This is a genomic window from Pontibacterium sp. (assembly GCF_964228735.1).
In the GTDB taxonomy this organism is placed as follows: Bacteria; Pseudomonadota; Gammaproteobacteria; order Pseudomonadales; family Balneatricaceae; genus Pontibacterium.
Genome location: NZ_CAXRBQ010000049.1, coordinates 34,239 through 53,756 on the forward strand (window position 1 = coordinate 34,239; position 19,518 = coordinate 53,756).

Consider the following 19,518-nt stretch of genomic DNA (forward strand, 5'->3'; position numbering starts at 1 on the left):
TACGCAATGTCAAAGGTTTACATCGCTCTGCAGGATAACGACGAATCCCGCTACATCGTTGAAGCAATTGAAGAAGATAACCCGGATGTGACCGTTATCCACATGCCGGCAATGATCCGCATTGAAAACGAAGGTCGTCTGACCGTTAACCGCGAAACCGTCGAAGACAAGATGGGCCGAGACTGGGATGTGCAGGAGCTGCACGTCAACCTGATCACGCTGGGCGGCAACGTTGATGAAGACGACGACTCCCTGTCTCTGCACTGGAACGAATAAGAATAAGGTAACGAATCATGGCAGCTAAGAAACTCAACATTAAAGACAAATACCGTCTTTTGACCCGCGATCTGGACTGGGAGTATTCCTACGCCGATCGTAAAGAAGCGTTCCCTTACGAAGATTTCGAAGGCATCAAAATTACCGATTGGTCCAAGTGGGAAGACCCGTTCCGCCTGACCATGGATGCCTACTGGAAGTACCAGGCTGAGAAAGAGAAAAAGCTCTACGCGATCTTCGATGCCTTTGCACAGAACAACGCACACCTGAACGTCTCTGATCCGCGTTACATCAATGCGATCAAGATCTTCCTGACCGGTGTATCTCCGCTGGAGTATCAGGCGTACCAGGGCTTTGCCCACACCGGCCGTCAGTTTGGCGGCGTGGGTGCCAGAGTGGCGTGCCAGATGCAGTCGCTGGATGAGCTGCGTCACGTGCAGACGCAGATCCACGCGATGAGTCACTTCAACAAGTTCTTCGACGGCTTCCAGGAATACAGCCACATGCACGACCGTGTGTGGTACCTGTCCGTACCGAAGTCCTTCTTCAACGATGCACGTACCGCGGGTCCGTTCGAGTTCATGATCGCGATCGGATTCTCCTTCGAATACGTGCTGACCAACTTGCTGTTCGTACCGTTTATGTCCGGTGCGGCGCACAACGGCGACATGGCAACCGTAACCTTCGGTTTCTCTGCGCAGTCTGACGAAGCGCGTCACATGACTCTGGGTCTGGAAGTGATCAAGTTCCTGTTGGAACAGCACGAAGACAACGTCGAGATCGTACAGAAGTGGATCGACAAGTGGTTCTGGCGTGGTTCCCGCCTGCTGACCATCGTGGCGATGATGATGGACTACATGCTGCCAAACAAGGTGATGTCCTGGAAGGAAGCCTGGGAAGTGTACTTCGAGGAAGCGGGTGGCGCCCTGTTTAAGGACCTGGCCCGTTACGGCATCCGTATGCCGAAGTACTCCGACATTATCGAGAAAGAGAAAGAGCATATCTCTCACCAGGCATGGTGGACTTTCTACACCCACGGCCACGCGGCAGGTTTCCACACCTGGATTCCAACCGACGAAGAGCTGGACTGGCTGTCCGAGAAATACCCGGAAACCTTCGACAAGTACTACCGCCCACGTTGGGAGCTGGCGAAGGAGATGGAAGCCAAGGGTGAACGTTTCTACACCAAAGGCCTGCCGCAGCTGTGCACCACCTGTCAGATCCCGATGCTGTTCACCGAGATGGACGATCCGACTCAGACTTCCTACCGCGACACAGAGTACAACGGCGATCGTTACCACTTCTGCTCCGACGGCTGTAAGGACATCTTCGAGGATGAACCTGAGAAGTTCGTTCAGTCCTGGTTGCCGGTACACCAGATCTTCCAGGGTAACTGTGGTGGTCCGGACGTGGGCGACATCCTGAGCGACTTCTATCACATGAATGTTGGCACCGACAACATGGATATGAAGGGCTCGCCGGACGAGCAGCGCTGGAAGCAGTGGAAAGGCGTGGCATAAGCCAAAACAAGAACAACAACAGGCGGACGCGGTGGGTTTGTCCCGCGTCCTGACCGAAGTGAGGAACGACCATGGCTGTTAAAGCAATTACGCCTGATTACAAAGGCGAAGTACTCGACAAAGTAGAGAATTTTGGTGGCAACCAAGTGGTGTACGTGGGGTGGGATCACCACCTGATGTTTTGCGCACCGTTTGCTTATCCACTCCCGCCGGAGATGACATTCGAAGCGCTGCGTACGCAAGTGATGCCGGAAACCTTCAGTCTGCATCCGGAATATGAACAGATCGATTGGGAAAAAGTGAGCTGGATGCTGGATGGAAATCCATTCACGCCACAGGCGGATGTGGCGCTGAAAGATCAGGGCATTAACCACAAATCCGTACTGCGTTTCAGCACCCCTGACCTGAAGGGTTATCAGGGTGCGGGCGTCTGATCGCGGGAGGTAACCAGTTATGACTTACGAAGTAACCGTAGAACCGACCGGTGAAGTGATTGAGGTCGATGAGGGCCAGACCATCCTGGACGCTGCACTGCGTCAGGGCGTGTGGCTGCCATTCGCATGTGGTCACGGCACCTGTGGCACCTGTAAATGCACCGTGACCGACGGTGATGTGGATGTGGGGGAAGCTTCCCCGTTCGCACTGATGGAATCCGAACGTGACGACGGTGTGGTGCTGGCTTGCTGTGCCATGCCGGAATCTGACGTGACCATCGAAGCGGATATCGATGTGGATCCTGACTTTGCCGGTCACCCGGTGCGCGACTTTGTCGGTACTGTGACCGAGATCCGTGACCTGTCGCCAACCATCAAGGGATTCTTCTTCGAGCTGGATGACGAGATGGAGTTCCAGGCGGGTCAGTACATCAATCTGCATATTCCAGGCGTTGAAGGCACCCGTGCGTTCTCCATCGCCAACAAACCGTCCGACAGCAAAACGCTGGAGCTGCATGTGCGTCTGGTGCCAGGCGGCGCCGGTACTACCTATCTGCATGAACAGCTGCAGGTGGGTGACACCCTGGATGTGTCTGGTCCCTACGGTCAGTTCTTCACCCGTAAGTCTGACGATCAGGGTGCGATCTTTATCGCTGGTGGATCCGGTCTTTCCAGTCCGCAGTCGATGATTCTGGAGCTGCTGGAAGAGGGCGATAGCCGCCAGATCTACCTGCTCCAGGGCGCGCGCAACGTGGCTGAACTTTATAACCGCGAGATCTTTGAACGCCTAGCGGCGGAGCACGACAACTTCCATTACATCCCGGCGCTGAACGAACCAACTGAGGATGATAATTGGGAAGGTTTTACCGGCTTCGTGCATGAAGCGGCGAAAGATCACTTCGATAACAAATTCAGCGGTCACAAAGCGTACCTGTGTGGACCGCCTCCGATGATTGATGCGGCGATCACCACCCTGATGCAAGGGCGTCTGTTCGAACGTGATATCCACATGGAACGTTTTGTCACCGCCGCAGATGGTGCGGAAGAACAGACCCGTTCTGCGTTGTTTAAGCGCATCTGATAACGAGTTGTGACAGATGAGCACTCAGACAACGGCAGCGGATATCCAGGTTCATCGCGTTCAGGTGGTGAACCGCAACGAGGAATACCAATGCCGTGAAGATAAAACCTTGCTGGTGGGCATGGAGCGCCGCGGTGCCCATGCCATCGATATCGGTTGTCGTGGTGGCGGCTGCGGCGTTTGCAAGATTCGTGTCCTCCAAGGGGAGTACGAGCGCAAGCGGATGAGCCGTGCACATATCTCCGAAGCAGAGGAAAGCAGCGGTTACGCCCTGGCGTGCCGCATCTTCCCCCGCAGCGAGATGGTGATCGAGTCTGACCACTACGAACCGGCAACTAGACAATCAAAATAATAAAACCGAGGACAATGAGATGAAAAAAGGTGTAATGCGCCCAGGTCACATCCAGCTGCGCGTGCTGGATATGAAAGAAGCTCTGGAACACTACCGTGATCTGCTGGGCCTGATTGAAGTCGAAACCGACAGTCAGGGCCGTGTCTACCTGAAAGGTTGGACCGAGGTGGATAAGTTCTCTGTGGTGCTGCGTGAAGCGGATGAACCAGGCATGGACTTTGTCGGCTACAAGGTGCTGAACAATCAGGTACTGGAACAGCTGGAACAGGAGCTGAAAGAGTACGGTTGCCAGGTGGAAGAGATCCCGGCCGGTGAACTGAACGGTTGTGGCCGTCGCGTGCGTTTTGATTCTCCAACCGGACACATGTTCGAGATCTACGCCGAGAAAGAGCAGACCGGCAAATGGGGTGTAAAAAATGTTAACCCGGAAGCCTGGCCGCGTGACCTGAAAGGCATGAAGGCGACCCGTTTCGACCACTGTCTGCTGTACGGCCCGAATATCGAAGGCACAGTGAAAATGTTCCAGGAAGTTCTCGGTTTCGATATCGCTGAGCAGGTGATTGACGATGAAGGCAAGCGTCCTGCGCTATTCCTGACAGTAGGTATGAAAGCTCACGATGTTGCGTTTATCGAATGTCCTGAGCCGGGCAAACTGCACCATGCCTCATTCTTCCTGGATACCTGGGAAGACGTGCTGCGCGCAGCTGACCTGATCTCCATGGAAGACGTATCCCTGGATATCGGCCCGACCCGCCACGGTCTGACCCACGGTAAAACCATCTACTTCTTCGATCCATCCGGTAACCGTTCCGAAGTGTTCTGCGGTGGCGACTATCACTACCCGGATCATGAACCCGTGACCTGGACCGCTGATGAGCTGGGTAAGGCGATCTTCTACCACGATCGTGCCCTCAACGATCGATTCCTGACAGTACTGACCTGATCCTGGTTGCACTTCCCGCGTCGGCTGGAGCTGGCGTGGGCTTTGCCGTTGCCGGGCAAAGCCGAGTTGTGCACAGACCAGTGAATAGCCAGATAGCCATCTGAATGAGAGTTTCAAATGAAAGAGTTTAAGCACTTTATCAACGGGGAGTTTGTCAGCTCTGCCAACGGTAAGTCTTTCGAAAACCGTAACCCTGTTGATAACAGCCTGATCGGCATGGTTCACGAAGCCGGTGAACCTGAAGTGGATGCCGCGGTTGCGGCTGCCAAGGCTGCCATGAACGGACCTTGGGGCAAGATGACCCAGGCTGCACGTATCGAGCTGCTGAACCGTGTTGCGGATCGTATCAATGAGCGTTTCGAGGAGTTCCTGGACGCCGAGTGTAAGGACACCGGTAAACCACGCAAGATCGCCTCTCATATCGATATCCCACGTGGTGCGGCGAACTTCAAGGCGTTCTCCGAGACCTTGGCCAACCACCCGACCGAAGCCTTCAAGCTGGATACGCCGGATGGCCAAGGCGCACTGAACTACGGCCACCGTAAGCCAAAAGGTGTGGTTGCTGTAATCAGCCCGTGGAACCTGCCGCTGCTGCTGATGACCTTCAAGGTGGGTCCGGCACTGGCCTGTGGCAATGCCGTAGTAGTTAAACCGTCTGAGGAAACCCCGGCCACAGCAACCCTGCTGGGTGAAGTGATGAACGAGTGTGGCGTGCCTGCCGGTGTGTACAACGTGGTGCACGGGTTTGGCGGCGACTCTGCCGGTGCATTCCTGACAGCGCACAAAGATGTGGATGCGATCACCTTCACCGGTGAAACCAAAACTGGCGAGATCATCATGCGTGCCGCGTCTGTGGGTCTGCGTAATATCTCCATGGAGTGTGGTGGTAAGAACCCGGGCATCGTCTTTGCCGACTGTGATATGGACAAGGCGATCGAAGGCACCATGCGTTCTGCGTTTGTGAACTGTGGTCAGGTCTGCCTGGGTACTGAGCGTGTGTACGTGGAGCGTCCGATCTTTGAAGAGTTTGTTCAGCGCCTGAAAGAGGGGGCTGAGAAGCTGAAGCTGGGTGTGCCGGAAGATGCCGACGTGGACTTCGGGCCACTGGTTTCCCAAGAGCACAAGGAGAAGGTGCTGTCCTACTACCGCCTGGCGGTGGAAGAGGGCGCAACCGTTGTAACCGGTGGTGGTATCCCGGATATGGGGGAAGCGCTGAACGCCGGTGCCTGGGTTGAACCGACCATCTGGACCGGCCTAGCTGACGACTCCCGCACCGTAACTGAAGAGATCTTTGGCCCTTGCTGCCACATCCGTCCGTTCGATACCGAAGAGGAAGTGATCGAACTGGCCAACAACACCGAGTATGGCCTGGCGGCAACTGTGTGGACTGAAAACACCTCCCGTGCCACCCGCGTCGCGGAATCCATGGATGTGGGTTTGGTGTGGGTGAATAGCTGGTTCCTGCGTGACCTGCGTACCGCCTTTGGTGGTGCCAAGCAGTCCGGCATTGGCCGTGAGGGTGGTATCCATGGCCTGGAGTTTTACACCGAACTGAAGAACGTCTGCATCAAGCTGTAAGGCGGCCTTTAGAAAACATCGAATGCTTGTCGAGCTTAATAATATCCGCCTCATATTGTAGGGCACCCTTCAGGGTGCCGGCAGGCTGAAGCCTGCCCTACAAGTGAATTAATCAGGACTAAGAGCTCGCGATTGAATCTGACCCCAGCTTTCCCGAACAAAACGGGTAACTGAGAAGAGACCAGATATGAACAAAGAACAAATTATCCAATGTGGTGACGAGCTGTTCGAAGCGATGCAGCAGCTGCAAACCCTGCGTCCGTTCACCGAACGTTACGACGACATCACCATTGAAGACGCTTACAACATCTCCCTGCGCATGATCGAGCGTCGTGTAGAAGCGGGCGAAACCATCATCGGCAAGAAGATCGGTGTCACCTCTAAAGCGGTTCAGAACATGCTGAACGTGCACCAACCGGACTTCGGTTACCTGACGGATAAGATGGCGTACAGCCAGGGTCAGGAGATGCCGATCAGCGAGCAGCTGATCCAGCCAAAAGCAGAGGGCGAGATCGCCTTCATCCTGAAAAAAGACCTGATGGGTCCGGGTGTGACCAACGCTGATGTGTTGGCAGCCACCGATTGTGTGATCCCGTGTTTTGAAGTGGTCGATTCCCGTATCGAAAACTGGCAGATCAAGATCCAGGACACCGTGGCGGATAACGCATCCTGCGGTCTGTTCATCCTCGGCGACAAAGCAGTAGATCCACGCAAAGTGGACCTGGCGACCTGCGGCATGGTGGTCGAGAAGAACGGTTCCGTCATCTCCACCGGTGCGGGCGCAGCAGCACTGGGCAGCCCGGTGAACTGCGTGGCGTGGCTGGCCAATACCCTGGGTGAGTTCGGTATCCCACTGAAGGCGGGCGAAGTGATCCTGTCCGGTTCTCTGGTACCGCTGGAACCGGTTCAGGCCGGTGACCACATGAGTGTCAGCATCGGTGGCATCGGTTCTGCCTCCGTGCGCTTCGTATAACAGATAGACGCCAATGGAGGGTGTGAAAAAACGTAATGAGCGCAGGCTAGAGAAGGCAAAAAGACACGAAAAAGCGCATGTCAGTGTGCCCATTGGGTATTACTGGAGTAAATGAGCATTTTGAGTGGCTTTTAAACGCCCTATAGCCAAGTCGCAATAGTTTTTACACGCCTCCCAAGAGCGCCTATCGCCCCGCATGACTGTTAAAGGGTGAGAGAAGAATGAGCAAAAAATTAAAAGCGGCCATTATCGGCCCGGGTAACATCGGCACCGACCTGCTGATTAAGATGTTCCGCTCCGAGTGGATCGAACCTGTCTGGATGGTGGGCATCGACCCGGAATCCGACGGTCTGAAGCGCGCCAAGGAGATGGGCATCAAGACCACCGCTGAAGGGGTGGATGGTCTGCTGCCACATGTAATTGAAGACGACATCCGCGTAGCCTTCGATGCAACCTCTGCCTACGTACACGCTGAGAACAGCCGCAAGCTGAACGAGCAGGGTGTGATTATGGTCGACCTGACGCCCGCCGCGATTGGTCCCTACTGCGTGCCGCCGGTAAACCTGAAACAGCACGCCAAAGAACTGGAGATGAACGTCAACATGGTGACTTGTGGTGGCCAGGCGACCATCCCGATGGTGGCTGCTGTATCCCAGGTACAGCCAGTCGAGTACGGCGAGATCATCGCCACCGTATCCTCCCGTTCTGCAGGTCCGGGTACCCGTAAAAACATCGACGAATTTACCCGTACCACCGCCGGTGCGGTTGAGAAGGTGGGCGGTGCCGATAAGGGTAAGGCGATCATCATTATCAACCCGGCTGAGCCACCACTGATCATGCGCGACACCGTGCACTGTCTGACCAAAGATACTCCGGACGAAGCGGCGATCACCGAATCCGTGCACAACATGATCAAGGAAGTTCAGAAGTATGTACCGGGTTATCGCCTGGTAAACGGCCCTGTGTTTGACGGCAACCGTGTCTCCGTCTTCCTGGAAGTGGAAGGCCTGGGCGACTACCTGCCGAAGTACGCAGGTAACCTGGACATCATGACCGCAGCGGGTCTGCGCACCGCAGAGATGTTTGCTGAAGAAGCGGCAAACGGAACCATCACATTGCCAGCGCGCGGATAAGAATGCATTTCCCGTGACATCTCGTCGCCCTCGGAGCGGGCTGCTACAGAGCGAAGAACTGGTGTAGCAGCGGGCTCTGACCGCGACATTTACGGGAACATCGAGGGTTAAACGATGAATTTGAAAGACAAAAAAGTAGTACTCCACGATATGAGCCTGCGTGACGGTATGCACGCCAAACGTCACCAGATCACCGTGGACCAGATGGTGGATATCGCCACCGGTCTGGACGAAGCGGGCATGCCGCTGATCGAAGTCACTCATGGTGACGGTCTGGGTGGTACCTCTGTGAACTACGGTTTCCCGGCACACTCCGACGAGGAGTACCTGGGTGCAGTCATCCCTAAGATGAAAAACGCCAAAGTATCTGCGCTGCTGCTACCAGGTATCGGTACTGTTGATCACCTGCGCATGGCCAAAGATCTGGGCGTGAGCACCATCCGTGTTGCGACCCACTGTACTGAAGCGGACGTGTCCGAACAGCACATCGGTCTGGCAGCAAAGCTGGAGATGGACACCGTAGGTTTCCTGATGATGGCGCACATGGCAACGCCTGAGCAGATCATCGAGCAGGCCAAACTGATGGAATCCTACGGTGCTAACTGCATCTACTGCACCGACTCCGCCGGTTACATGCTGCCGGATGAAGTGACTCAAAAGATCGGTGCCCTGCGCTCCGAACTGAATCCGACCACCGAGATCGGTTTCCACGGCCACCACAATATGGGCATGGCGATCGCCAACTCCCTGGCGGCGGTTGAAGCCGGAGCAGTACGTATCGATGGCTCCGTAGCAGGCCTGGGTGCCGGTGCCGGTAACACACCACTGGAAGTATTCGTGGCTGTACTGGAACGCATGGGTGCAGACCACGGCATCGATCTGTACAAGATCATGGATGTAGCGGAAGACCGCGTTGTTCCGATGATGGACCAGCCAATCCGCGTAGACCGCGACGCACTGACCCTGGGTTACGCCGGCGTCTACTCCTCTTTCCTGCTGTTCGCCAAGCGCGCAGAAGCCAAATACGGCATTCAGGCGCGTGACCTGCTGGTAGAACTGGGCCGCCGCGGCACCGTGGGTGGTCAGGAAGACATGATTGAAGACCTGGCGCTGACCATGGCTAAAGAGAAAGGGCTGATCTGATGGGCAATCTGACTAAAGCACAAATCGAAGAACTGGCGATCCACTGCGAGAACGCCGAACTGGAAGCGTACGAGATCACCAAGATTACCGATGACTTCCCGAACATGACTTACGAAGACGCGTTTGATATCCAGTGGGAGATCCGCCGTCGTAAAGAAGCGCGCGGTAACAAGATCGTTGGTATGAAGATGGGCCTGACCTCCTGGGCGAAGATGTCACAGATGGGCGTTGAGCACCCATGTTATGGCTTCCTGGCGGATTACTTCTCCGTGCCGGAAGGTGGCGAGATCAAACACGACGAACTGATCCACCCGAAGATCGAAGCGGAACTGGCGTTTGTCACTAAAGCGCCGCTGAAAGGCCCGGGTGTACATATCGGTGATGTTTTGCGTGCTACCGACTTCGTGATGCCTGCGGTGGAAGTGATCGACTCCCGCTACAAGGACTTCAAGTTCGACCTGAAGAGTGTAATCGCGGACAACTCTTCCTCCTCCCGCTTTGTGACCGGTGGCCGTATGGCTGACGTTGCTGACCTGGACCTGAAAAACCTGGGTGTAGTGATGGAAGTGAACGGTGAAGTGGTTGAAGTGGGGGCGGGTGCAGCAGTGCTGGGTCACCCCGCGGCGTCTGTAGCGATGCTGGCGAATATGCTGGGCGAGCGTGGTGAAGAACTGCCAGCAGGCTCCTTCATCATGATCGGTGCGATCACAGCCGCGGTGCAGGTGAACAAGGGGGATTCCTTCTGCGTTCGCTATCAGGACCTGGGCACCATCAGCGGTAAGTTCGTTTAATCTGACCTGTAGCAGCGGGCTTTTATGCCCTGTAGGGTACCGGCGCGACATTTCAATGTTTGTGTCGCCCTCGGAGCGGGCTGCTACAAATGTGGAGAAACACTATGCCAATCGCACAGATCAACATGATGGAAGGTCGCACGAATGAGCAGAAGGAAGCGCTTATCGAGGAAGTGACCGCCGCGATTGTCCGGGCTCTGGATGCGCCGCCTGAGAGTGTACGTATCCTGATTAACGAGATGCCTAAACAGCATTTTGGGATAGCAGGACAATCTGCTCAGAAGCTGGGGCGATAGGCGGGAAATTAAGAAATTAAGGAAATAGCGCACTCTACTTTGGGGACCTTTGGGTCCTCATTTTTTTGGGAGGGGCACGTTCATAGAGTTAATAGACTGAAAAAATCAGCAGCACCGGAGCATCAAAATATACCTAAGTGCTAGATTACGGTTGTGGATAAATTGACCAGTTGGTCCATACTCAATCTCATGACTGTTGATACTTCGCTTGCATTTGATCCCGAAACAGCACTGGAAGCTGCGATGCACGCCTTCTGGAGCGACGGTTATGAAGCCTGCTCTATGCAGCGACTGCTTCAGGCCACCGGCTTGCCTGAAAGCAGTATCTACCAAACCTTCGGGGGACGACACGCCCTGTTTACCCGTTGCCTGCTGCTTTATCAAAAACGATCCGTTGCCCGCATGACAAATCTGCTGGAAGAAGCGCCGAGTGGCATGACGTTCCTGCGTAACGTTATGAGTGGTGTGCTGAATGACCGGATCGATAATGAAGTGCCCCGTGGCTGCTTTATGATGAACACCGCCAGCGAGCTGGGTCAAACCGATCCGGGGATTGCCAAAGTGGTCAACGACAGCCTGACTCGCTTCCGTGGCGTATTTCAGGAAGCGGTGGAACAGGCGCAGCGTGAAGGAGATATTCCTGCCGAACGTGACGCCGCTGAGTTGGCAGCTTATCTGGTGACCTGTATGGGAGGGTTACGTACGATGGTTAAAGCGGGTGCGGATGACAAACTGGTCAAAAGTACAGTTGAGATTATGCTGGGGGCGCTGCCCTGAATCTGGCTCTGATGCTGGCTTTGATAAAAGGGATTGAGGTGATCAATCCCTCTGTAGAGCGGTATGAGGAATAGTGTCAGCAGAGTTGATGCATCAAAGGATCAAATGCTTTGGCGCAGTGATTAGATAACTCTCTCGTTCCTTCATTCTTGCAAACCACGCCCGAAGATTTGCAAAGCGCTCCGGGATCTCCACTCCATACCCCTCTGCCAGCCCAAAGCGCGCCGTTAGCGCACACTCAGGTAACGAATAACTGTCTGCAAAAAACGTCTTATCCCCAAGCTGATCTGAAAGATGGCCAAGCGCAGCTTCAAACTGGGCGGTGCCACGCTCGATGCGTTCCATATCCCACTCTGCTTGTGGATTGCCCCGTTTCTCAAAGATCACCTCCCGCAGTCCAGCGCCGATCACTCCGTCACTGTATGCGTTGATCAGGCGTGCCTGCACACGAGCGTCCGGTTTTTTGGGTAGCAGTTGTCCTGTCAGATCCTGCAGATACTCCAGGATGACGTTGGATTCGTAGATCACCAGGTCATCCTGGACCAATACCGGTACGGTCTTGCGGGGTGTGAGAGCCTGCCATTGAGCGCGTGTGGCCAGATCGGCGGAGTCTATCCGCTCGACATCTAATCCCAGTTCGAAGAGGGCAAGACGTATCTTCCAGCAGAACGGGCATTCCGGTTTATCGTACAGACGGAGGTTAGACATGGAGAGACTCCTACTGGCTTTCTTATGGCGTAATGGGATCAGACGCGGGTCGCACGCAGTTCGCGTAGCTCGTCCAACACAAAGTCGATGCGGTCCTGTCCCCAGAAGATCTGGTCACCGATCACAAAAGTGGGCACACCGATTACACCCAGTTCAGTGGCTTCTTCAGCGTTCTTCTTCAGCTGTGCGCGGTAGTTCGTGGAGTCCAAAGCAGCTGCGAATTCACGCTTGTTCAGACCAATGTCTTCGGCTACTTCGAGCAGTACATCGATTTCGCCGATGTCCTTACCGTGCGCCCACTCCTGACACATCACTTCGACGATGTAAGGGCGCAGCATGCCTTGTTTTTCGGCAAAAAGTGAGCCGATACCCGCGAGTGTTGGATCGGTGGTGGCTGGTGGCGGTGTCAGTGGAATACCCATACGTTTGGCAAAGCGGGCGATATCCTGGCGGGCCAGCGGCATCTTGGTTTTTGCCCGGTCCGGTGGTGAACGCAGATCCCAGCTGCCGACAGGACGCCAGAGCAGGTTGGTGTTGAAGTCGTCTACCACCGGCCAGAGTGTTTTGCTGGCCAGGTAACAGTAAGGGCTGCGGAAATTAAAAAAGAGTTTGACGTCGACAGGTTGAGTCATCGTCCATTCCCCTTTGGCTTGGTTAGGACTAAAAAGCACAGGTATCCGGCAATGGGGGCCGGATACCTGGAATGGCATCCGTGGGCAGTTGCCACAGAGTGGATAGCTCTTAGCGTAACGCGTGTGCTATTTTTCGATAAATATCAAAACTGTCATATAACCTGTGAACTGAATTCATAGGTGGTGCTGGAGTGATTTCGGTGGATAAATTGAGTGAGATGCAGGTGTTTGTGGCGGCGGTGAAGTCGGGCAGCTTCTCCGCAGCCGGGCGCGAGCTTGAGCTTTCGCCGTCAGCGGTGAGCAAACTGATCTCGCGGATGGAATCCCGCTTGGGGGTTAGGTTGTTGAACCGTACCACCCGGACTTTAAGTCTTACCGAAGGCGGGCAGGTTTATTACCAGCGCTGCCTGGATATTTTGCAGGATGTGGAAGCGGCGGAAGATGCGTTGAGTGGATTTGGACAGATCCCCAAGGGGATCCTGCGTATCAACAGCTCGCCCGGGTTTGCCCGACAACAACTGCTGCCCCTGTTACCCGGATTCAAGAGCCGGTATCCGGAGATTGAGATCGAATTGCAGCTCAGTGGATTTTCTGTCGATCTAATCGGCGAGCGGATCGATGTGGCGATCCGTCTGGGCGAGCTGGAGGATACCAGCCTGATTGCCCGTAAGCTGGGAGAGAGTCAGCGACTGGTCTGTGCCAGCCCCGACTATCTAGAGCGTTTTGGTACACCGCAGACGCCCAATGAATTGGATCATCATCAGTGCCTACGACTGTCGACCAACGAGGCGTTTAACCGTTGGCGATTCTTCCGTGAAGGGCAAAGTGAGCTGGTAGAGGTCAGCCAAGGCTTTGTTACGGATAACGTCGAAGCGCTGTATGAGTATGCGTTGCTGGGCGGAGGCATCGTCCGGTTATCCAGCTTTATGGTGGGGGAGGCGATCGCATCGGGTTGTTTGGTTCCATTGCTGCAGGAGTATGAGATCGATAAACAGCAGATCCACCTGCTGTATGCCCACCGTCGTCACCTGCCAGCAAAAGTCCGAGTGTTTGTCGATTACCTGCTGGAGCAGTTCACGCCTATCCCACCCTGGCAGTAACACACTCAGATGAGAGCCGTATCCTCCATCTGAGTTCGTCATATTTTTAATGATTTGCTCAATAGCTTTATCGATTGATGATTTGATTAAGGCTTAAACGATTTGCTTGATGAAATCATTAAATCTCATTGCTCGAACCGTGAGGAGTTTCTTACGCGCGATCGTTCTCCGATATATCCTCAAAATCCTACCCCCGCTGTAACGCCCGCGTCGCGCGGTGTGTAGCTCTGTTTGGTAAAGGATTTCAAGAAATCTAGGAAACTGGCACGGCCGTTGCTCACACCAGCTTGAGGCGGTGTTTTTACACCCAATTCAAGACTTTTGGTGAAGTAAGCGATGACGTCAATAATTAAAAAAACATGCGTCGAGGCTGTGGACAGTTCTGTTGTTACTCCCCACGCTTCCCGCGCAAAATCTGTCAAAGGATCTCTGGCCGTAGCGCTATTGCCGTTGGCGCTAACCGGATGTGAAGCCCCTCTGAATCTGGAAGGGGTGGATAAAGAACTGGCCAAATCCGTTCGTCGTACCGATCAATTCCAGGCTGTTGCAGCCAACGATTCCACCGTCCTGGCGGTGGGCAGTGATGGCATTGTGCTAAGCAGCCCTCTCGATACCCTCAGCTGGAACCGTCAACTGATCCCATCCCAGCCAAGCCTGGTGGATGTGGAAACCTGCCCGGACCAAAGTTTCGTCGCTTTGGGGATGGATGGTCAGGTGTGGTTTGCCGATAACAAAGCCAGTAACTGGCGTGCTTCAGCCACCGGCACCCAGGAAAGTGTGCTCTCCCTGGCCTGTGGGCCAGACAACAGTGTGTGGGTAACCGCCAGCTTCTCAACCATCATCAGCTCGCGCGACAAGGGTGAAAGCTGGAATGAGATCACGCTGGAAGAGGATTCCCAACTGACCGATGTGAAGTTCATCAATGAGAACACCCTGATCATCGCCGGTGAGTTTGGGCTGGTGGTGAAAAGCACCGATGGCGGCGCGACCTGGTCAGCCCCTGAGTTCATGCCAAACGATTTCTACCCGCAGGGGATCCACTTTACCTCGGCCAATGAAGGCTGGGCCGCAGGCCTGAGTGGTCAGATCCTGCATACCACCGATGGTGGTGTCAGCTGGCAGCGCCAGGAAACCCCTACCGAATCACCTCTCTACAGCTTCCACGCCCTGGGCGAGCGTCTGTTTGTAACCGGCGATCACGGCAACGTGCTTGAGCTGAATGGCAACGGCTGGAAGCGAATCGAATCCCCGAAGATCCCAGTGTATCTGCGTGATGCACAGGCGCTAAGTGAGAAGCAGCTGCTGGTCGCTGGCGGTTGGGGCTCGCTGTTCACTGTAGACGTCAAATAATAACAACAGGTTTTACCCATCATGGATAAAAAATCCGCAGACGCCCACAAGGCGACGCACTTTCTACACAGCCTGGATGAGTCGGTGTTTCGTCACCCGAAACTGATCCTGAGTGTGATTCTAGCGATCACACTGTTCTTCGCGTACCAGATTCCCAGCGTGAAGATGTACTCCGACTTTGCGGACCTGTTGCCGCAGAGCCATCCCTATATCGAGCTGCATAACGAGATCAAGGAGTCCTTCGGTGGTGCCAACGTGATCATCGTGGGGGTCGAGGTGGAGGAGGGCGACATCTTCAGCAATGAAGCGTTGGCCAAAATCCATCGCATCACCTTGGCGGTGGACAGTTTGCCGGGCATCAACCACAACCTGGTGGCCAGTGTCACCCACCGCAACTCGCGTAAGGTGTGGATGACTCCGGAGGGCAACGTGAACTCCAAGTCCTACTACGACCCACAAGGTGGTGAGATGGATGCGGAGACTTTGGCCCAGATGCGCAGTGACGTGGTGGCCGATCCACGTGTGTACGGCCCGCTGGTGTCGCCTGACATGAAGATGGCGCTGGTGAAGGCGCAGCTCAACGAAGGTCAGCTGGACTACGAGAAAACCTTCAACGAGATCCAGAAGATGCGCGCCGATGAGGCCGCTGCCGGTATCAAGATCCACGTAACCGGTCAGCCGATGCTGGTGGGTTGGGCGTACCAGTACCTGGTCCAGATCATCGAGATCTTCCTGTTTACCGCGCTGATCATGATCTCCCTGCTGGTGTTCTACTTCCGCAAGGCATACGGCGTGCTGATTCCACTGGGTGCGGTGATTGTCTCCTCTATCTGGGGGATCGGCATCATCTCCCTGTTTGGCTACAACCTGGACCCGCTGGGTCTGGTAATCCCGTTCCTGATCTCGGCGCGCGCCATGTCACACGGTATCCAGATCGTGGAGCGTTACTATCTGGAACTGAATGACCACTCTGACCACCATCTGGCGGCACGGCTGACCTTCGAGAACCTGTTCCGTCCCGGCAGCCTGGGTGTGGTCTCCGACGCCATCGGTCTGCTGCTGATCGCCATCGGTTCCATTCCGCTCAACACCAAGCTGGCTCATTACGCTTCCCTGTGGGCGCTGACCATCATCATCACTGTGCTGCTGGCAGTACCGCTGCTGTTGTCGATCCTGCCAAAACCGAAAAAACACGACATCAAACACAATATCTTCCGCAACGTGGGGTACGCCTGCGCGGGCATTATCAGCGGCGAACGTGCGGCTAAGAATGCACTGTTCTTCGCAGCATTCCTGCTGGCGGGTGGCTGGTACTTCAGTTCCAAGGTGGTGATCGGTGAGTCTGAGCCGGGCAGTCCGATCCTCTATCAGGATCACGACTACAACATCAGCTCCAAGGCGGTCAACGACAGCTTCCCAGGATCGGAAGAACTCTACATCGTCGCGGAGACTGACGAGAAGGGCGGCATCAAGCGCCCTGAAGTATTGAAAGCGCTGGCGGATCTGCAGGCTCACATGCTGCTTGATCCGGAGGTGGGTGGTTCCAAAGGTGTACCTGATCTGGTGAAGCAGGTGAACCGTCTGCTGCACAACGACGATCCGCGCTGGGCGCAGATCCCGAATGATGAAATGTACGTGGGGGGACTGATGTTCACCTACATGATGTCCAGTCCGATCCCGGGTGCATTGAAAGAGTTTGTGGATACTGACGAGCGCATCGCCAACCTGGTGTTCTACTACAAGGATCACCAGGGCGAGACCATCCGTCGCGCCATCCATACCGCCAAGCAGTGGATTGAAGAGCACGGCAACGATGTGGAAGGCCTGACCATCCGTCTGGCGGGTGGCACCATCGGTGTGACCGCATCTATGAACGAAGCGGCTTACGAGACCAACCTCTGGGTACTGCCGCTGGTATTCATCCTGATCTTCGCCATGGTGATGTTCTTCTACCAGTCCCTGATGGCAGGCACCATGATGTTCATGGCGATGCTGTTCGCCACCACTCTGACCTACGCCTACATGGGCGTGACCGAGATGGGCATAAACATCAACACCGTACCGATCATCGCCGTAGGGGTGGGGGTTGGTATCGACTACTCCATCTACATGATGGACCGCATCCGCGCCGAGATGGTCGCACTGAAAGACCTGAGTGCTGCCGTGAAACGTGCCATCAGCACCACGGGCCTCGCCATCAGCTTCACCGCGATCACCCTGATCGCCGGCATCGTGATGTGGGTAATCCTATCTGACCTGCGCTTCCAGTCCGACGCGGCCCTGCTGCTGATCGTCATGGTTCTGCTTAACGGTGCGGCGGCGATGCTGCTGGTGCCGAGCTGGGTGCTGGTCTTCAAGCCGAAGTTTATCTGCGAAGCCTATGCGGACGAGGACGGCATCATCCATGCCTGATCGGTGCAGAGGAGTTCAAACACTGAAGTGACCAATAATCCGAAGGGGTTAAGAATAATGACAAAAACAATAACAACAAGCGCCAGTCGACTGGCCCTGGCGGTAGCCACGGCCACGGCGGCAATGGCTGCGCCCGCTGTCTCAGCAACAGAAACCGAAGTGGCCGGTTTTGTGGAAAATGCGACCTACTACCGTGAAACACGGGGTCTGTCCAAGTTCCGCAATACCGCGCAGCTGGAGTTCAGCCGCCCATTAAACGGCGGCGGTTTCTGGAACGAAGCCTCCGTACACGGCACCCTGCGTGCAACGTACGACGGTGTGTACGACCTGAACGACGATGAGTTTGGTGCCAACGCCGGTGGTTCTATCCAGTTGCAGGACACTGGTTCCACGGTAGCGGCTGACTTTGTTCCTCATGGTGGCGGTATTGTGCTGCCACAGGGGGACTTCGATTCCGTTAACGCCAACCCCAATGAAGGCTTGATCTTCCTGGGACAGGGGCTGCATCCCCAGGGCGGCGGCGTAGCCTTTGGTGTGCCGGTACGTCCGTGTGACGTGGACAGCCGTGGTTGTATCGACGATTACCTGGATGCGGATGAGAGCGATCTGAAGCACCCGGAGTTCAACGACCGTCTCGACTTCCTGCGTGAGCTGTACGTTGACGCCACGCACGATTACGCCAACGGTGACCAGCTGAACATTCGCCTGGGTCGTCAACAGGTCGTATGGGGCCGCACCGACCTGTTCCGTGTACTGGACGTGATCAACCCGGTGGATTACAGCCGTCACAACATCTACGACGAGCTGGAAGATATCCGAATCCCTATGTGGATGGTGCAGGCTGAGTGGCGTATGGGTCCAACCGGTCCGTTCCAGGATCTGAACCTGTCCACCGTGTGGAACTTCGATAAGTTCCGTCCACACAACCTGGGTAGCTGTTCCGGTGCTTACAACATCATGGATGCGTCCTGCTTCTTCCGTGGCATGAAAAACCTGTGGGATAACGGTGGTACCGTGGCCAACTTCGCAGGCCTGGATGCAGACGGCATGACGGCAACCGATTTTGCACCAAATACCATCGGTATCCGTGACGCAGACCTGCCCAGCTGGAGCCTGAGCAACACCCAGCTGGGCATGAAACTGGAAGGTGTGTACAACGACCTGACCTTCTCCCTGAACGCGTTGACCTTCCGCTCCCAACTGCCTTCCCTGCGTGGTGGTATTCCGGCGGATAACGCGTTTACTGCGGCGGTTGAGTCCCAGCCGTTTGATCACTTGATCGCCTTCGATATCCACTTCCCACGGGTGAACCTGGTGGGTGGCTCCCTCGACTATTACGCCGAAAGCCTGGATACCGTATTCCGCGTGGAAGCGGCGTATACCCAGGGTGAGGAGTTTGCCGACACCATCAGCAAACGCCTGTTCTCGGAATCCGATGTATTCCGTTACGTCGTGGGCGCGGATAAAAACGTCTTTATTCCTTTCCTGAACCGTAATCGTGCGTTCCTGTTCTCCGGTCAGATCTTCGGTCAGCACCTGCTGGACCACCGTCAGGAGATTACCGAAGCGCAGGCGGCGGGCGCACCGGGCTTCGAGCAACGCGGTTTTGCTGATTGGGCAAGCAACCACATCGCCACCCTGCTGGTTAAGGGCTGGTGGATGAACGACCGTTTGAGCCCACAGATCATCATGGCCCACGACTTCCGTGGCGGCGCTACTGTCGCAGCCCCGTCGGTTGAGTGGCTGATCGATGACAACTGGAAGCTGGTGGCGGGTGCCAACATCAAGTTTGGTGACGGTGCGCAGACGGCTGATGACTGCCGTACCTGTAACCCGTTTGGACCAGCGACTGCGACCCCGTTCCATCCAGATGCCAACGTATCCGGCTCTCAGGGGCTGGTTGGTTTTGAACCACTGGGGCGTTTTCGTTCCGGTCCGATCGGTATGGCCTCCGAAGAGGATGAGTACCAGATCACACTGCAGTACCGCTTCTAAGTCTGACAATAAGAAAGGTAATAC

At 55.4% G+C, this 19,518-nt stretch carries 20 protein-coding genes; 17 read left to right on the top strand and 3 right to left on the bottom strand.

Annotated elements, in window-relative coordinates; translation table 11 throughout:
• Window positions 1-6 precede the first annotated feature (6 nt).
• The 13 genes from ACEQ15_RS04985 (at window position 7) to ACEQ15_RS05045 (ending at window position 11,297) form a co-directional block, all read left to right on the top strand.
• Window positions 7-276 (top strand): MmoB/DmpM family protein, encoded by a 270-nt coding sequence (locus ACEQ15_RS04985; RefSeq protein ID WP_370277985.1) that lies wholly within the window; start codon window positions 7-9, stop codon window positions 274-276.
• Between the two features lie 17 nt (window positions 277-293).
• Window positions 294-1,796, top strand: coding sequence for an aromatic/alkene/methane monooxygenase hydroxylase/oxygenase subunit alpha (locus tag ACEQ15_RS04990; protein WP_370277986.1), 1,503 nt, complete (start codon window positions 294-296; stop codon window positions 1,794-1,796).
• Window positions 1,797-1,867: 71 nt separating this feature from the next.
• A complete protein-coding gene (locus ACEQ15_RS04995; protein ID WP_370277987.1) occupies window positions 1,868-2,230 on the top strand; it encodes a phenol hydroxylase subunit P4 in 363 nt (120 codons plus the stop codon).
• 19 nt (window positions 2,231-2,249) lie between these two features.
• Entirely contained in the window at window positions 2,250-3,311 is a 1,062-nt protein-coding gene (locus ACEQ15_RS05000; RefSeq protein WP_370277988.1) for an NADH:ubiquinone reductase (Na(+)-transporting) subunit F, read from the top strand.
• Window positions 3,312-3,327: 16 nt separating this feature from the next.
• Window positions 3,328-3,663 (top strand): 2Fe-2S iron-sulfur cluster-binding protein, encoded by a 336-nt coding sequence (locus ACEQ15_RS05005; protein ID WP_370277989.1) that lies wholly within the window; start codon window positions 3,328-3,330, stop codon window positions 3,661-3,663.
• 19 nt (window positions 3,664-3,682) lie between these two features.
• Window positions 3,683-4,606 (top strand): catechol 2,3-dioxygenase, encoded by a 924-nt coding sequence (locus ACEQ15_RS05010; protein WP_370277990.1) that lies wholly within the window; start codon window positions 3,683-3,685, stop codon window positions 4,604-4,606.
• Between the two features lie 117 nt (window positions 4,607-4,723).
• The gene (locus ACEQ15_RS05015) at window positions 4,724-6,184 is read left to right on the top strand and encodes a 2-hydroxymuconic semialdehyde dehydrogenase (RefSeq protein WP_370277991.1); all 1,461 of its coding nucleotides are present in this window, start codon (window positions 4,724-4,726) and stop codon (window positions 6,182-6,184) included.
• 187 nt (window positions 6,185-6,371) lie between these two features.
• On the top strand, window positions 6,372-7,157 hold the full coding sequence (gene dmpE / locus ACEQ15_RS05020) for a 2-oxopent-4-enoate hydratase (RefSeq protein ID WP_370277992.1): 786 nt from the start codon (window positions 6,372-6,374) through the stop codon (window positions 7,155-7,157).
• A 221-nt stretch (window positions 7,158-7,378) separates the two neighbouring features.
• On the top strand, window positions 7,379-8,290 hold the full coding sequence (locus tag ACEQ15_RS05025; RefSeq protein WP_370277993.1) for an acetaldehyde dehydrogenase (acetylating): 912 nt from the start codon (window positions 7,379-7,381) through the stop codon (window positions 8,288-8,290).
• 114 nt (window positions 8,291-8,404) lie between these two features.
• Complete coding sequence (gene dmpG, locus ACEQ15_RS05030; RefSeq protein WP_370277994.1) at window positions 8,405-9,433, top strand: 4-hydroxy-2-oxovalerate aldolase; 1,029 nt, start codon at window positions 8,405-8,407, stop codon at window positions 9,431-9,433.
• The gene (gene dmpH, locus ACEQ15_RS05035) at window positions 9,433-10,224 is read left to right on the top strand and encodes a 2-oxo-3-hexenedioate decarboxylase (RefSeq protein WP_370277995.1); all 792 of its coding nucleotides are present in this window, start codon (window positions 9,433-9,435) and stop codon (window positions 10,222-10,224) included. The genes dmpG and dmpH overlap by 1 nt, the downstream gene beginning before the upstream one ends.
• 104 nt (window positions 10,225-10,328) lie before the next feature.
• On the top strand, window positions 10,329-10,520 hold the full coding sequence (locus ACEQ15_RS05040; RefSeq protein ID WP_370277996.1) for a 2-hydroxymuconate tautomerase: 192 nt from the start codon (window positions 10,329-10,331) through the stop codon (window positions 10,518-10,520).
• 153 nt (window positions 10,521-10,673) lie between these two features.
• Window positions 10,674-11,297, top strand: coding sequence for a TetR/AcrR family transcriptional regulator (locus ACEQ15_RS05045; RefSeq protein ID WP_370277997.1), 624 nt, complete (start codon window positions 10,674-10,676; stop codon window positions 11,295-11,297).
• 93 nt (window positions 11,298-11,390) lie between these two features.
• Here the strand turns inward: ACEQ15_RS05045 and ACEQ15_RS05050 are convergent, their stop codons facing one another.
• Window positions 11,391-12,005 carry a glutathione S-transferase family protein gene (locus tag ACEQ15_RS05050; protein ID WP_370277998.1) on the bottom strand — a complete coding sequence of 205 codons (615 nt, stop codon included), beginning with the start codon at window positions 12,003-12,005 and terminating at the stop codon, window positions 11,391-11,393.
• Window positions 12,006-12,043: 38 nt separating this feature from the next.
• The gene (locus ACEQ15_RS05055) at window positions 12,044-12,637 is read right to left on the bottom strand and encodes a 2-hydroxychromene-2-carboxylate isomerase (protein ID WP_370277999.1); all 594 of its coding nucleotides are present in this window, start codon (window positions 12,635-12,637) and stop codon (window positions 12,044-12,046) included.
• Between the two features lie 200 nt (window positions 12,638-12,837).
• Here ACEQ15_RS05055 and ACEQ15_RS05060 point away from each other — a divergent pair, with 200 nt between their 5' ends.
• Window positions 12,838-13,737, top strand: coding sequence for a LysR family transcriptional regulator (locus ACEQ15_RS05060; RefSeq protein ID WP_370278001.1), 900 nt, complete (start codon window positions 12,838-12,840; stop codon window positions 13,735-13,737).
• 179 nt (window positions 13,738-13,916) lie between these two features.
• On the opposite strand, the gene ACEQ15_RS05065 is transcribed toward ACEQ15_RS05060, so the two are convergent.
• Window positions 13,917-14,159 carry a hypothetical protein gene (locus tag ACEQ15_RS05065; protein ID WP_370278002.1) on the bottom strand — a complete coding sequence of 81 codons (243 nt, stop codon included), beginning with the start codon at window positions 14,157-14,159 and terminating at the stop codon, window positions 13,917-13,919.
• 70 nt (window positions 14,160-14,229) lie between these two features.
• Here ACEQ15_RS05065 and ACEQ15_RS05070 point away from each other — a divergent pair, with 70 nt between their 5' ends.
• The 3 genes from ACEQ15_RS05070 to ACEQ15_RS05080 are packed head-to-tail and all read left to right on the top strand — an operon-like array spanning window position 14,230 to window position 19,494.
• Window positions 14,230-15,087 (top strand): WD40/YVTN/BNR-like repeat-containing protein, encoded by an 858-nt coding sequence (locus ACEQ15_RS05070; RefSeq protein WP_370278003.1) that lies wholly within the window; start codon window positions 14,230-14,232, stop codon window positions 15,085-15,087.
• 21 nt (window positions 15,088-15,108) lie between these two features.
• Window positions 15,109-17,499, top strand: a complete 2,391-nt coding sequence (locus ACEQ15_RS05075) for an RND family transporter (RefSeq protein WP_370278004.1) — start codon at window positions 15,109-15,111, stop codon at window positions 17,497-17,499.
• A 57-nt stretch (window positions 17,500-17,556) separates the two neighbouring features.
• Window positions 17,557-19,494 carry a DUF1302 family protein gene (locus ACEQ15_RS05080; RefSeq protein WP_370278005.1) on the top strand — a complete coding sequence of 646 codons (1,938 nt, stop codon included), beginning with the start codon at window positions 17,557-17,559 and terminating at the stop codon, window positions 19,492-19,494.
• Window positions 19,495-19,518: the final 24 nt, after the last annotated feature.